At 67.6% G+C, this 13,917-nt stretch carries 10 protein-coding genes and 2 tRNA genes; 3 read left to right on the top strand and 9 right to left on the bottom strand.

The window, feature by feature from the left end; all coding sequences use genetic code 11:
* Positions 1-51: 51 nt before the first annotated feature.
* From tuf to RSD66_RS06485, 3 genes are all read right to left on the bottom strand, one after another.
* On the bottom strand, positions 52-1,242 hold the full coding sequence (gene tuf, locus RSD66_RS06495) for an elongation factor Tu (RefSeq protein ID WP_024353177.1): 1,191 nt from the start codon (positions 1,240-1,242) through the stop codon (positions 52-54).
* A 60-nt stretch (positions 1,243-1,302) separates the two neighbouring features.
* Positions 1,303-1,376 (bottom strand) — tRNA-Gly (locus tag RSD66_RS06490).
* Positions 1,377-1,472: 96 nt separating this feature from the next.
* Positions 1,473-1,556: transfer RNA gene (locus tag RSD66_RS06485), tRNA-Tyr, on the bottom strand.
* A gap of 149 nt (positions 1,557-1,705) precedes the next feature.
* Between RSD66_RS06485 and rlmB the strand changes: the two genes are divergently transcribed.
* Positions 1,706-2,584 (top strand): 23S rRNA (guanosine(2251)-2'-O)-methyltransferase RlmB, encoded by an 879-nt coding sequence (rlmB, locus tag RSD66_RS06480; RefSeq protein WP_346523654.1) that lies wholly within the window; start codon positions 1,706-1,708, stop codon positions 2,582-2,584.
* Positions 2,585-2,655: 71 nt separating this feature from the next.
* Positions 2,656-3,510: a TerC family protein gene (locus tag RSD66_RS06475; RefSeq protein ID WP_024353179.1), complete on the top strand. Its 855-nt coding sequence runs from the start codon at positions 2,656-2,658 to the stop codon at positions 3,508-3,510.
* A gap of 64 nt (positions 3,511-3,574) precedes the next feature.
* Here the strand turns inward: RSD66_RS06475 and metG are convergent, their stop codons facing one another.
* The 6 genes from metG to RSD66_RS06445 form a co-directional block, all read right to left on the bottom strand.
* Complete coding sequence (metG, locus tag RSD66_RS06470) at positions 3,575-5,284, bottom strand: methionine--tRNA ligase (protein WP_119412839.1); 1,710 nt, start codon at positions 5,282-5,284, stop codon at positions 3,575-3,577.
* A gap of 102 nt (positions 5,285-5,386) precedes the next feature.
* Positions 5,387-6,727 (bottom strand): MATE family efflux transporter, encoded by a 1,341-nt coding sequence (locus RSD66_RS06465; protein ID WP_415289395.1) that lies wholly within the window; start codon positions 6,725-6,727, stop codon positions 5,387-5,389.
* Between the two features lie 63 nt (positions 6,728-6,790).
* Positions 6,791-7,186, bottom strand: coding sequence for a DUF1489 family protein (locus tag RSD66_RS06460; protein WP_415289394.1), 396 nt, complete (start codon positions 7,184-7,186; stop codon positions 6,791-6,793).
* Between the two features lie 120 nt (positions 7,187-7,306).
* Entirely contained in the window at positions 7,307-9,325 is a 2,019-nt protein-coding gene (locus RSD66_RS06455; protein WP_415289393.1) for an acetyl/propionyl/methylcrotonyl-CoA carboxylase subunit alpha, read from the bottom strand.
* A gap of 9 nt (positions 9,326-9,334) precedes the next feature.
* On the bottom strand, positions 9,335-10,237 hold the full coding sequence (locus RSD66_RS06450) for an enoyl-CoA hydratase-related protein (protein WP_415289392.1): 903 nt from the start codon (positions 10,235-10,237) through the stop codon (positions 9,335-9,337).
* A 59-nt stretch (positions 10,238-10,296) separates the two neighbouring features.
* Complete coding sequence (locus tag RSD66_RS06445; RefSeq protein WP_415289391.1) at positions 10,297-11,889, bottom strand: carboxyl transferase domain-containing protein; 1,593 nt, start codon at positions 11,887-11,889, stop codon at positions 10,297-10,299.
* A 79-nt stretch (positions 11,890-11,968) separates the two neighbouring features.
* On the opposite strand from RSD66_RS06445, the gene RSD66_RS06440 reads away from it, so the two are divergent.
* Positions 11,969-13,828 (top strand): patatin-like phospholipase family protein, encoded by a 1,860-nt coding sequence (locus RSD66_RS06440; RefSeq protein WP_415289390.1) that lies wholly within the window; start codon positions 11,969-11,971, stop codon positions 13,826-13,828.
* Positions 13,829-13,917 lie beyond the last annotated feature (89 nt).

Here is a 13,917-nt window from a genome sequence, read left to right as displayed (position 1 = left end):
TTACTGGCGAACCAGCGAGGGCCGAGGCCCTCGCTCATTCTGACGTCGATATTACTCGACGATCTTGGCCACGACGCCGGCGCCGACGGTGCGGCCGCCTTCGCGGATGGCGAAGCGCAGCTTCTCTTCCATCGCGATCGGCGTGATCAGCTCGACGTCCAGCTCGGCGTTGTCGCCCGGCATGATCATTTCCACGCCTTCCTTCAGGCGCACGATGCCGGTCACGTCCGTCGTGCGGAAGTAGAACTGCGGGCGGTAGTTCGTGAAGAACGGCGTGTGACGGCCGCCTTCTTCCTTGTTCAGGATGTAGGCTTCAGCCACGAACTTGGTGTGCGGGGTGATCGAACCCGGCTTGCACAGCACCTGGCCGCGCTCGACGTCTTCACGCTTGGTGCCGCGCAGCAGCACGCCCACGTTGTCGCCCGCCTGGCCCTGGTCCAGCAGCTTGCGGAACATTTCGACGCCCGTGCAGGTCGTCTTCTGAACCGGACGGATGCCGACGATTTCGACTTCTTCACCGACCTTGACGATGCCGCGCTCGACGCGACCCGTCACCACGGTGCCGCGGCCCGAGATCGAGAACACGTCTTCGACCGGCATCAGGAACGGCATGTCGATCGGGCGTTCCGGTTGCGGGATGTAGCTGTCGACCGCCGCCATCAGCTCCAGGATGCGCTCTTCGCCGATCTGCGGATCGCGGTCTTCGACGGCGGCCAGGGCCGAGCCCTTCACGACCGGGATGTCGTCGCCCGGGAACTGGTACGAGCTGAGCAGCTCGCGCACTTCCATTTCGACCAGCTCCAGCAGTTCCTCGTCGTCGACCATGTCGACCTTGTTCAGGAACACGACCAGAGCCGGAACGCCGACCTGACGCGACAGCAGGATGTGCTCGCGGGTCTGCGGCATCGGGCCGTCAGCGGCCGAGCACACCAGGATCGCGCCGTCCATCTGGGCGGCGCCCGTGATCATGTTCTTCACGTAGTCGGCGTGGCCCGGGCAGTCCACGTGCGCGTAGTGACGGTTGGCCGTCTCATATTCCACGTGCGACGTGTTGATCGTGATGCCGCGCGCTTTTTCTTCCGGCGCGTTGTCGATGTCGGCGTAGTTCATCGCCTTGCTGCCGCCGGCCTTCGCCAGCGTCATCGAGATCGCCGCCGTCAGCGTCGTCTTGCCGTGGTCAACGTGGCCGATCGTGCCGATGTTCACGTGCGGCTTGGTGCGTTCGAACTTTTCCTTGGCCATGGCCAAACTCCTGTGGCCCGGGTCCGGAACGGAGGGGCGCTGTGCTCAGTTCATAAAACCTGGAGCGGGTAGCGGGAATCGAACCCGCATATTCAGCTTGGAAGGCTGCTGCACTACCATTGTGCTATACCCGCGCGAAGAATGCGGCTGCACCGCCCTTCGTTTGAAGAGCGACGTTTCCGCACCCGATTCCTTTCTGGACTCCCGGCCCGGCGGGCATTGAAGGCGCGTGGTGGGGGAAGCAGGACTCGAACCTGCGAAGCTTACGCAGCGGATTTACAGTCCGCCCCCTTTGCCGCTCGGGACATTCCCCCAGCGCGCCTTATGTCAATGCCGGTCTGGAAACGCCGGAAACAATCTTTCGATCATTTCGCGACGAAAGCCTTCGCTGTCGGGCGACGCCTGCAGTAGAGGAAGCGCCTGAACCGAAAGCCCTGGGGCCCAAATCGGAGGCCGTCTTATAGTGTCGTCATTTCGAGAACGCAACGACCGGAAAACCGGTAAAAAACAATCTTTCCACAAGAGAGACGAAACACGCCCAAATCGGGCTCAAACCCCCGCGCCGCAAGGACGCAGCTCCGGCGAAAACGAGCGCAGGCCCGCCCGATCGCGCCCGGACGCCGATAATTTTCTTTGGGGACGCCACCCGGTTCTGGCCGCTTTGGCGAATCCGGCGCGTCGGGGAACGGGCCGTCTGATGGTCACGGAAGACCGCGCCGAGGAGATTCAGCGCGAGAATCTGGCGAACGGCCACCGAATCGAAGTGGTCGATTCGGTCGCCCTTGGCCGGATGCTGCCCGCCGGGGCCGTGCACCAGGGCATGGCCTTCAAGGTCCAGCCGCTGGAGGGCGTCGATCTGGAAGACCTGGCCGAACCGGCTGAGGGCGTCATCGTCATGCTGGATCAACTGACCGACCCCCAGAATGTCGGCGCCATCTTCCGCTCGGCCCTGGCCTTCGGCGCGCGCGGCATCGTCGTGCAGGATCGCCACTCCCCCGCCCTCGCCGGCGCCCTGGCCAAGGCCTCGGCCGGCGCGACCGAGCGCCTGCCCTGCGCCCGCGTGACGAATCTCAGCCGCGCGTTGGAAAAACTGGCCGACCACGGCTGGCGCGCCATCGGCATGGACGGCGGCTCGGACCTGACGCTGGAACAGGCGCTGGACCCCCGTCCGACCGTCATCGTCATGGGCTCGGAAGGCGACGGCGTGCGCCGCCTGGTGGCCGAGCACTGCGAAGCGATGGCCCGCATCCCCATGCCCGGCGGTTTCGAGAGCCTGAACGTCTCCAACGCCGCGGCCATCGCTCTTTATGAAGCCGCGCGGGCTCAGGGGCGCGCAAGCTAGGGACACCCCCCCGCGCCACTTCGCCCCTGCGGCGTCTTGGCGCGGGTCCCGTCGGGCTTTATGAGTGCGGCATGGACTTCCTCTCCAATCCCGAACTGATCAGTCAGGCCTCCGCCCTCGGCAAGGTGCTGATGATCGACCTGGTGCTGGCCGGCGACAACGCTGTCGCCGTCGGCCTGGCCGCCGCCGCCCTGCCGCAGGAACAGCGCCGCAAGGCCATCCTGGTCGGCCTGGCCGCCGCCGTCGTCATGCGCATCGGTCTGGCGCTGATCACCGTCCAGCTGTTGGCCATCGTCGGCCTGTTGCTGGCAGGCGGCTTCCTGCTGCTGTGGGTCTGCTGGAAGATGTGGCGCGAGCTGCGCGAACAGGCCACCCACGATCAGGCCGAAGCCGAGGCCGAGATCGAGCGCGCCATGGCCATCGAGCATGGCGGCGGCCCCTCGCCCGAAGAGATGGGTCTCAAGCGCAAAACCTTCGGCGCCGCCCTGATCCAGATCATGATCGCTGACCTGACCATGTCGCTGGACAATGTGCTGGCCGTGGCGGGCGCCAGCCATGATCACCCGTGGATCATGGTGTTCGGCCTGATCCTGTCGATCGCCCTGATGGGTCTGGCGGCCACCTTCATCGCCAAGCTGCTGAACCGTTATCGCTGGATCGCCTACGTCGGCCTGGCGATCGTGCTGTACGTCGCGCTACACATGATCTGGGACGGCGGCCGTTCGGTGATCGTGCGCACCGGCCATACGGAACAGTTCAACGCCTCGGCCCCGGCCTTCCTGGCGATCGGCGCGGAGGAAGAAGCCAAACATCTGCGTCAGGGCGGCAAGGGCGCAAACTCACATACGCCCCACGCCCTGCCCGGCGGTCGAGAGCGGGGCGCCCCGCCGCCGCAGACGGTCGAGCCCGCGCCGCCTGCGCCCTGAAACAAAAAAAGGCCCGGATCGCTCCGGGCCTTTTCTTTATTGCATGCCTTGGTCGTTAAGGCCCTTACCCCTCAGCGCCGCCGAAGCGTTCGGTCCATTCGGCGACCTGAGCGTCCTCGATCTTGGCGAACAGCACCTGGGCAGAGGCTACGGCCTGCCCCGTCGGCAGGGCGTTCAGCAGATCGACCTGCGCGTCCGGCCAGGACAGGTCGGTCGAGCCCACGGTCGCGGCGATGCGGGCCGCCGCCTCGGGCATGAAGGGGGCGGTGATCCGGGCGAACAGGGCGACCAGGTTCAGGCCGGTGCGGACGCCGACGGCGGCGCGCTCACGGTCGGTCTTCAGCGCCGTCCACGGCGCGGCGACCTGCAGATACTCATTGCCCAGGGCCCACAGGGCGCGCGCGGCCTGGGCCGCCTTGCGGAACTCCATGGCCTCGAACTCGGCGGTCAGTTCGTCCAGCCCGGCCTTGATGTCGGCGGCCAGCTTGATCTCCAGCGGCCCGGCCTCGCCTTCGGCCGGCAGGACGCCGTCGAACTTGGACTCGGTGAACTTGACGATGCGGTTGACGAAGTTGCCCAGCACGTCGGCCAGGTCCTTGTTCGTCGTCGACTGGAACTGCTCCCAGGTGAAGGCCGCGTCGGAATGTTCCGGCCCATAGGCCGTCAGATGCCAGCGCCAGTAATCGGCGGGCAGCAGCTCCAGCGCCTGATCCATAAAGACGCCCCGACCCATGCTGGTCGAGAACTTGCCGCCGTACCAGTTCAGCCAGTTGAAGGCCTTCAGCTGGTCCACCGTCTTCCACGGCTCGCCCGAGCCGAGGATGGTCGAGGGGAAGCTGACGGTGTGGAAGGCGACGTTGTCCTTGCCCATGAACTGGACGTAGCGCACGTCCTCGGCGCCCTCGTCCAGACGCCACCACGAGCGCCAGTCCCCGCCGGTCTTGTCGGCCCATTCCTCGGTCGCGCCGATGTATTCGATGGGGGCGTCGAACCAGACGTAGAAGACCTTGCCTTCCATGCCCGGACGCGGCCCGCCGTCGGGCCCGACGACCGGCACGCCCCACTTCAGGTCGCGGGTGATGCCCCGGTCGATCAGGCCTTCGTCCAGGTGCTTATAGGCGATGGAGCGAGCCAGCGGCTGCCACTGGGGCGAGCGGGCGTCGACCCAGGCGCGCACATCGTCGGCCACCTTGGTCTGCAGCAGATAGAGGTGGCGCGTGTCGCGGACCTCCAGATTGCGGCTGCCCGACACCGCCGAATAGGGATTGATCAGATCGGTCGGATCCAGCAGCCGGCCGCAGTTGTCGCACTGGTCCCCGCGCGCCTTCTCATAGGCGCAGTGCGGACAGGTGCCTTCGACGTAACGGTCGGGCAGGAAGCGGGCGTCGTCGATCGAATAGATCATCCGGTCGACGCGCTCCTCGATCAAGCCGCGCTCTTCCAGCACCTTGGCGAAATGCTGGGTCAGGCGGGTGTTCGGCGCGTTGGAGCTGCGGCCGAACACGTCGAACGACAGGCTGAAGGCTTCGCCCGCGCGGCGCTGCACCTCGTGCTGCTCGTCGCAATAGGCGCGCACATCCTGACCGGCGGCGGCGGCGGCCAGTTCGGCCGGGGTGCCGTGTTCATCGGTGGCGCAGACATAGAGGACGTCATGCCCCCTCGCCCGCATGAAACGCGCCCACACATCGGCGGGCAGCATCGACCCGGCCAGATTCCCAAGGTGCTTGATGCCGTTGATATAGGGCAGCGCCGAGGTGATGAGGATGCGGGCCATGATGTTCCAACGTCTGACAGGGAGGCGTCGGATATAGAGGGCGAAACGCCACGCGTCACCTTCTCCCTCCCTCTTCGTGGACAGAGAGAAGGCTGGCCCGCCCTACAGACGCCGCGCGATGCGCACGAAGCGCCCGGTCAGCAGCGCGCCCGAGATCAGGCTGGCGACGATCACCGACCAGACCAGTCCGTCCACCCCGATCCGGTGCGCCAGGAACCAGCCCAGCGGGATCATGATCAGGCCATAGGACAACAGGTGCATCAGCGTCGGCCACACCACGTCGCCTGCCGCACGGTTGGCCTGTGCGGCGACCACCTGCATGGCGTCGGCGACGAAGAACAGCGTCGCCAGCACCAGCGCCGGAGCCGCAATGGCGAGGATCGCCGGGTCGGTCGTATAGGCGCCGACGATCAGCCGCGCCGACGGCCAGATGATCAGGGCGATGATGAAGGCCAGCACCGTCACCACGCCGATGCCGGCCAGACCGCCGCGCATCACGCCCGCCTTGTCCGCCGCGCCATAGCTGCGACCGACCAGCACCGCCGTCGCGGACGAAAGCCCCATCGGCACCATGAAGACGATGGCCGAGATGTTGATCACGACCGCCCAGCTGGCGGTCTGGGCGGCGCCCAGCTGACCGGCGAACAGGGTCATGGCGGCGAATGCGCCGACCTCGATGAAGTTCGACGCGCCCGCGCCCAGCCCGACCTTCATCTGCTGGCTCTCGACCGCCTTGTCGCGTTTGGGCTTCTTGAACACGCCCCAGGCCCGCGCCTCGGGCAGGCGCAGGATGAAGACGACCAGAAAGATCGCCAGCGCCGTGCGCGCGCCGAACGTCGCCCAGGCCGAGGCCACGGCCCCGTGCAGGCCGATGCCCAGCAGGTCCGGCACCAGCAGCAGATTCAGCGCCAGGTTGACCGCATTGGCCACCCACATGGCGACCATGCCCGCCTTGGGTCTGTGCAGGCCCTCAAGGAAGAACTGGGCGCAGACCGAAATCAGATAGGCGGGCATCGACAGGGCGAAGACCATCAGGGCGGGCGTCGCGCCCTCGCCCAGACCATCCTCCAGCCCCATGTGAACCAGTCCGAACGGCCCGAGCAGCAGCAGGCCGATCATCGAGACCAGACCGATCTGCAGCGAATAGGTCATCCCGCGCCTCAGGACGGCGCCGACTTCATCGCCCCTGCCCTCGCCCAGCAGGCGGGCGGTCATGACCTGCACCCCCATCATCAGGCCGACCGCCGTGGTCAGCACGACCGAGGACGGCGCCCATGCCAGGGAGTGGAAGGCCAGTTCGCGGCTGGCGTAGTGGCCGACGACGATGGCGTCCGTCAGCCCCATCGTCATGATGCCCAGACGCGCCATAACGACCGGCCAGGCCAGCTTCAGCAGCTCGGACAGGGTGGCGCGTGTTTTGAAGCTGAACAGGGCGTGGGTCATCGGAGGCCGCAACAGCCACGCGCCCATGCGCGCGTCAATCGATTTTCCGTGTGTTTCGGGCGCCTACCAGGCGCCCAGTTCGCGCAACTCCCGCGCCAGTTCGGGTGGCAGGTCCGTCGGCTCGGCCACCGACAGGTCCGGCGGCACGTCCTTGTCGAAATAGCGCCAGCCCTGAAACGGCCGCCGGGCCAGCGGCGCGGTGCGGATGACCTGGCTGTCCAGCTTGATCTCGCAGCGACTGGCCTTGCCCTCGCCCACGGTCGTTATGTCCAGAATGCGCTGACGGCAGGTCACCACGCCCTTCATCACCCAATAAAGGGAGCCGCCGTCCTCGATCTCGGCGGCGCGCTTGGGCGTCATGCGGGTGTGGACGATGCGCCAGTCGGACCGGGCGGCGTTCGCCTCCAGCGTCTCGACCTCGGACACGCCGACGCAGAGCTTGATCATGTGCAGGGGCATGAAACGCCGCCTCTACTCCGTTCATCCCGGCGGACGCCGGGACCCAGTAAGAGCCCCGCACGCGACGCTCGACAAACTTGCTCGGGCCAACTCCCGGCGTCCGCCGGGATGAGCGGGGGTTTAGTCCGCCGCCTTCACCACAGCCAGAACCGCGCCGTCCACGACCTGATCACCGACAGCGACGTTGAACTCGGCCACCACGCCGTCGAAGGGCGCAGTCAGGGCGTGCTCCATCTTCATGGCTTCCAGCACCACGACGGGTTGGCCCTTGGTCACGGCGTCGCCGGCCTTGGCGGGCGCCGCGACGATCTTGCCCGGCATGGGCGCGCGCAGGCCGCCGTCCGAGGCGGAGCCTACTGTGGCCGTTGTCGGTCGGCACAGCGACACCCGCGAAACTTCCCCGGCGCGGAAAACGACGACGTCATCTTCAACCGATATGATCGAGGCGGCAGGCCGACCGTCGAACATCACGGAGGCTCCCTTGCCACGCCCCCCCCATTGCACGTCAGTGACCAACGAGGTAGCGCCCGCGCTCACGTTCCAATTCCAATCCGGCCTAGACGAAAATACGAAGTCCGATGCCGCATCCGCCGAATAGACCCGCACCTTAGCCCCAGGCGAGCTATTGGCGCGGAACCCGAATATGCCGTCCGGGGTCGGCGTCCACGGGTCGAAAGGCCCACTTCCCCAGAACGCCCGGTCGTCATCGCGGGCAAGACCGTCGAGCAGAGCAGCGGCTCCTGCTAAGACTGCTTCCGAAGCGGACGCCGCGATCAGCGCGCTCTCCTCCGCTGCGATGAAGCCGGTGTCCACGTCACCCTCGACGAAGCGCCGGTGATCCAGACAGCGCGCCATGAAGCCCGCGTTGGTCTTCACCGGCCAGACTTCTACCTCGCGGCAGGCGTCGGCCAGGCGGGCGGCGGCGGCTTCGCGGGTGTCTTCATGGACGATCAGCTTGGCGATCATCGGGTCGTAGAACTGGCTGACCTCGCCGCCCTGCATCACGCCGGTGTCGACGCGGATGTCGCCAAAGTCCTGGGAGGGCATGACGAAGTGATCCAGCCGCCCGATGGACGGTAGGAAGCCGTTGGCGGGATCTTCAGCGTAGAGGCGGGCCTCCATGGCCCAGCCCTTCATCGGGATGTCGGCCTGCGCCAGCGGAATGGGCTCGCCCGCCGCGACGCGCAGTTGCCATTCCACCAGATCGACGCCGGTGATGGCCTCCGTCACCGGGTGCTCGACCTGCAGTCGGGTGTTCATCTCCATGAACCAGATGCGGTCGGCCTTCAGTCCGTCCGAGGCGTCGGCGATGAACTCGATGGTGCCTGCGCCCTGATAGTCCACGGCCTTGGCGGCCCGCACGGCGGCGGCGGTGACGGCGTCGCGCGTGGCCTGATCCATGCCGGGCGCCGGGGCCTCCTCGATCACCTTCTGGTGGCGACGTTGCAGCGAGCAATCGCGTTCATGCAGGTGGACGACGTTGCCATGGCTGTCGCCGAAGACCTGCACCTCGATGTGGCGCGGGCGAGTGATGTAGCTCTCGATCAGCACGCGCGGGTCGCCGAAGGACGACTGCCCCTCGCGCTGGGCTGAGGCCAGACCTTCGGCGAAGTCCTCAGGCCTGTCGACCTTGCGCATCCCCTTGCCGCCGCCGCCCGCGACCGCCTTGATCAGGACGGGGAAGCCGATGCGGTTCGCTTCGGCGCTCAGAGTCTCCAGCGACTGGTCCTCGCCCTGATAGCCGGGGGTGACGGGCACCCCCGCCTCGATCATCAGCTTCTTGGCCGCGTCCTTCAGGCCCATGGCGCGGATCGAGGACGGCTTGGGGCCGATCCAGACGATGCCCGCCGCCGCCACGGCCTCGGCGAAGTCGGCGTTCTCGGACAGGAAGCCGTAGCCGGGGTGGATGGCCTCCGCCCCCGTCGCCTTGGCCGCCGCCAGCACCCTGGCCGCATCCAGATAGGATTCGCGCGCCGCCGCCGGGCCGATCAGCACCGCCTCGTCCGCCTCGCGCACGTGCAGGGCGTTGGCGTCCGCCTCGGAATAGACGGCGATGGTGCGCAGGCCCATGCGGCGGGCGGTGCGAAAGACGCGGCAGGCGATCTCGCCGCGATTGGCGACCAGGACGGACTTGAACATTCGGCTACCTTATTGCGCCCAGTTCGGCGCGCGTTTGTCGAGGAAGGCGCGCACGCCCTCCTGGCCCTCGGCCGAGACGCGGGCGCGGGCGATGCGCTTGGCGGTCTCTTCCAGCAGGCGGTTGTCGATCTCTTCGCCCGCCACATCGTTGACCAGACGCTTGGCGTCGCCCATCGCGCCCGGCGCATTGGCCGACAGGCTGTCCGTCAGCATGGAGATGAACTCGTCCACCGAGCCTTCGGGCAGGACCATGTCGATCAGCCCCGCATGGGCGGCGTAATCGGCGTCGAAGATGTTGGCCGTCAGAAACAGCTGGCGCGCGCGGCGCGCGCCGACCGCCTCGATGACATAGGGAGCGATGGTCGCGGGGATCAGGCCCAGCTTGACCTCGGAGAAGGCGAAGCGCGCGCCCTCGACCGCCACGGCCATGTCGCAGGCGGCGACGATGCCCGCACCGCCGCCCATCGCCGCGCCCTCGACCAGAGCCACCGTCAGCGCCGGCACGTCGTGCAGGGCCTTCAGCATCTTCGCCAGGCCCATGGCGTCGTCGCGGTTGTCGCTTTCGGACCAGTCGGCCGCGTCACGCATCCAGTTCAGGTCGGCGCCCGCGCTGAACGTCCCGCCCGCGCCGCGGATGAAGACCACCCGCACCCGGTCGGCGCCCTGCAACGTCTCAAACGCCTCATACAGGGCGGCGATGGTGGCGGCGTCGAAGGCGTTCTTCTTCTGCGGCCGGTTGATGGTGACGAAGACCACGCCGTCGGCCGTGGCGTCGATCTGCACCAGATCGTCGTTCGCGTCCGGCGCCGGATCGGCGACGAAGGGATGGGCGATGGCGTTCATCTCCGCCGCCTCGGCGTCGGTGATGTCCAGAGCGTTCAGCTCGTCTTCGGTCGGTTTCTGGTCGGTCATGGTCGGCTCCTTGCCGAAGTGAAACGCGGCAGTACGGCTTTGGTGCAGGCTTTCGCCGGTTACATCCGGAACACGCCGAAGGTCGTCTCGGGGATGGGGGCGTTCAGGCTGGCGCTGATGGCCAGGCCCAGCACATCGCGGGTCTGGGCCGGGTCGATGACGCCGTCGTCCCACAGGCGGGCGGTGGCGTAATAGGGGTTGCCCTCGTCCTCGTATTTCTGACGGATCGGCGCCTTGAAGGCCTCGGCCTCTTCAGGCGTCCACGTATCCGCGTCACGGTGAACGGTGGCCAGAACGCTGGCCGCCTGCTCGCCGCCCATCACGCTGATGCGGCTGTTGGGCCAGGTGAACAGGAAGCGCGGGGAATAGGCCCGGCCGCACATGCCGTAGTTGCCGGCCCCGAACGACCCGCCGATCAGGACGGTGAACTTGGGCACCTCGGCGCTGGCGACGGCCGTCACCAGCTTGGCGCCGTGCTTGGCGATGCCCTCGGCTTCATATTTGCCGCCGACCATGAAGCCCGAGATGTTCTGCAAGAACAGCAGCGGAATCTTGCGCTTGCAGGCCAGTTCGATGAAGTGCGCGCCCTTCTGGGCGCTCTCGGAGAACAGCACGCCGTTGTTGGCCAGGATGGCGACGGGCATCCCCCAGATGCGGGCGAAGCCGCAGACCAGCGACGTGCCGTACAATGCCTTGAACTCGTCCATCTCCGAGCCGTCGACGATGCGGGCGATGACCTCGCGCACGTCATAGGGGGCCCGGACATCCTCGGGGATGATGCCGTACAGCTCAGCCGGATCGTAAGCGGGGGCGCGCGGCTCGCGCGCGTCCAGCGGCTGGGGCTTGGTGGTGTTCAGGTTGGCGACGATGGAGCGCACGATCTCCAGCGCGTGCTCGTCGTTCTCGGCCACATGGTCGACCACGCCGGACCTGCGGCCATGGGTCTCGGCCCCGCCCAGCTCCTCGGCCGAGATGACCTCGCCGGTCGCGGCCTTCACCAGCGGCGGACCGGCCAGGAAGATGGTGCCCTGATTGCGTACGATCACCGTCTCGTCCGACATGGCGGGCACATAGGCGCCGCCCGCGGTGCAACTGCCCATGACGCACGCGATCTGCGGGATCGAGCGCGCGCTCATCCGCGCCTGGTTGAAGAAGATGCGGCCGAAGTGGTCGCGATCAGGAAAGACCTCCGCCTGATGCGGCAGGTTGGCCCCGCCGGAATCGACCAGATAGACGCACGGCAGGTTGTTCTGCTCGGCGATCTCCTGCGCCCGCAGGTGCTTCTTCACCGTCATCGGGAAGTAGGCGCCGCCCTTCACCGTCGGGTCATTGGCGACGATCATCACCTCGCGGCCCGACACCCGGCCGACGCCGCAGATCATCCCGGCGCCCGGCGCTTCGTCCCGATACATCCCATCGGCGGCCAACTGGCCCACCTCCAGAAACGGCGAGCCCGGATCCAGAAACCGCTCGACCCGATCCCTCGGCAACAGCTTGCCGCGCGCCACATGGCGCTCGCGGCTGGCGTCCGACCCGCCCCGCGCTGCCTTGGCGACCTTTTCATAAAGCACGTCCCGCAGGGCGCGATTGTGCGCATCCAGCGCTTTGAAAGCAGGACTGTTGCGATCGACGGCGGAAATCAGCTTGGGCATGCCTAAGGTTTAGGAGGCTTCCGCGCCGGGGGGAAGCCGTTCGGTTCACCGAAGACGAAATCGGCTATATCTCCTTCCCATGGCCCCGCTTCGACCGGACACCCTCGCCGCCGCCCTGACCCGCGCCTTCGAGGACGCGCAGGACAGCCGCGCCAGCTGGTTCGCCCTGACGCGGGGCGAGCGGCTGTTTTCCGCCGGCGACCGCGCCGACACCCTCTATCTGCTGCGCGCCGGGCGACTGGGCGTCTTCCGTCGCGACGACGGCCGCACCCCCCAGATGATCGCGGTCATCAAGCCCGGCGAGCCGGTCGGCGAACTGGCCATGCTGGCGGGGACCTCGCACATGTCGGACGTTGTCGCCCTGCGCGACAGCGACGTGCTGGCCCTGCCGCGCGAGGCCTTCTTCGACGCCGCGCGCAACGATCCCCTGCTGATGTCGGAGTTGGGTCAGATCATGCTGACCCGGGCGCGTGAGCGCGGCGGCGGGACCGAGCCCAACGTCTTCGGCTTCGTCTCGGCCCGCGACAAGCCGATCCACGCCTTCGTCGAGCGCGTCGCCCGCGCGGTCGAGGCTCAGGGCGTCACCTGCCACGTCATCGACAGCTCGGCCCTGTCATCCGCCGCCGAGTGGTTTTCGCGGGTCGAGGACGCCCACGACTATGTCCTCTATGTCGCCGAGGCGGATGAGCCGAACTGGGCCGCCCTGTGCGCGCGTCAGGTCGACCGGCTGTTCCTGGTCGGCGCCGCCGACTGCCCCCCGCCCCTCGCCCCGCCCGTGGCCGACGAGTGGGACGATGCGGGCCAACGCACCGACCTGATCCTGCTGCGCGATCCCCGGATGCCGCGTCCCAGCAACACCCGCGCCTGGCTGGACGTGCTGAAGCCCGGCCGCTGGTTCCACGCTGTCGAGGGCCTGTTCGAAGACACCGCGCGGATCGCCCGGCTGATCACCGGCTCCTCCGTCGGGGTGGTGCTGTCCGGCGGCGGCGCGCGCGCCTACGCCCACATCGGCGCGCTGAAGGCCCTGCGCGAGGCGGGCACGCCCATCGACTTCATCGGCGGCGCCTCAATGGGGGCGGTCATCGGCGCCGGTCCCGCTCTCGGCTGGTCCGACGAAGAACTGGAGCACCACATCCGCCAGGCCTTCGTCCTGTCCGATCCCCTGGCCGACATCGCCCCGCCCATCATCGCCATGACCCACGCCCGCAAGGTCAAGGCGCTGATGAAAGAGGCCTTCGGCGACGTGCAGATGGAGGATATGCTGCTGCCCTTCTTCGCCGTCTCGACCAATCTGACCGCAGGCAGGCTGGAGGTGCACCGCGAGGGCACGCTGCGCCACGCCCTGCGCGCCTCCATCTCCATTCCCGGCGTCATGCCGCCCGTGGTGATGAACGGCCAGGTGCTGGTCGACGGCGCCGTTCTGCGCAACTTCCCCAGCGACGTGATGCGCCGGTTGAACAGCGGCCCGGTCGTCGGCGTCGACGTGTCTCAGTCACGCGGCGTGGACGCTTCGGCGCTGGAGAATCCCCCCTCCTGGTGGCGTTGGATCCTGTCGGGGGCATGGAAGCACGGCCCGCCGATCGTCTCCATCCTGATGCGCTCGGCCACCTTGTCGAGCGAGGCCGAACGGATGCAGGCCCGCGCCGAGACGGACCTGCTGATCCTGCCGCCCTCAGACGGCGTCGATATCCGCGACTGGAAGGCCTATGAGCCCGGCGTCGCCGCCGGCTATGAGGCCGCGCGCGCCGCCCTGGACAGCCTCAACGGCCCGGTCGAGACCCTGCACCGGCGCCGCCGCTCCGACGCGCCAGAAGAAACAGTCGAGGAAATGGCAGAAGAGTCCTTCCCTCAGGACGTCTTGGAAACGCCTGGCCCAACACCTGGCCCAGGCGCGTCAGGAAAGCGTCGCGGCTGGCTGGGTCTTCGCAAAGCGCGGTGAGATAGGGCCGCAGGGCGGTCCCCTTCATCCACTCCAGCACGGCGTCATCGCCTTCCAGCACATGCAGATAGGTGGTCGACCAGATGTCG

The sequence above is a fragment of the Brevundimonas sp. S1H14 genome, from assembly GCF_047716865.1.
Lineage (GTDB): Bacteria > Pseudomonadota > Alphaproteobacteria > Caulobacterales > Caulobacteraceae > Brevundimonas > Brevundimonas naejangsanensis.
Note: the sequence above shows the minus strand (reverse complement) of the source record. Positions and strands in the feature narration are given on the sequence as shown.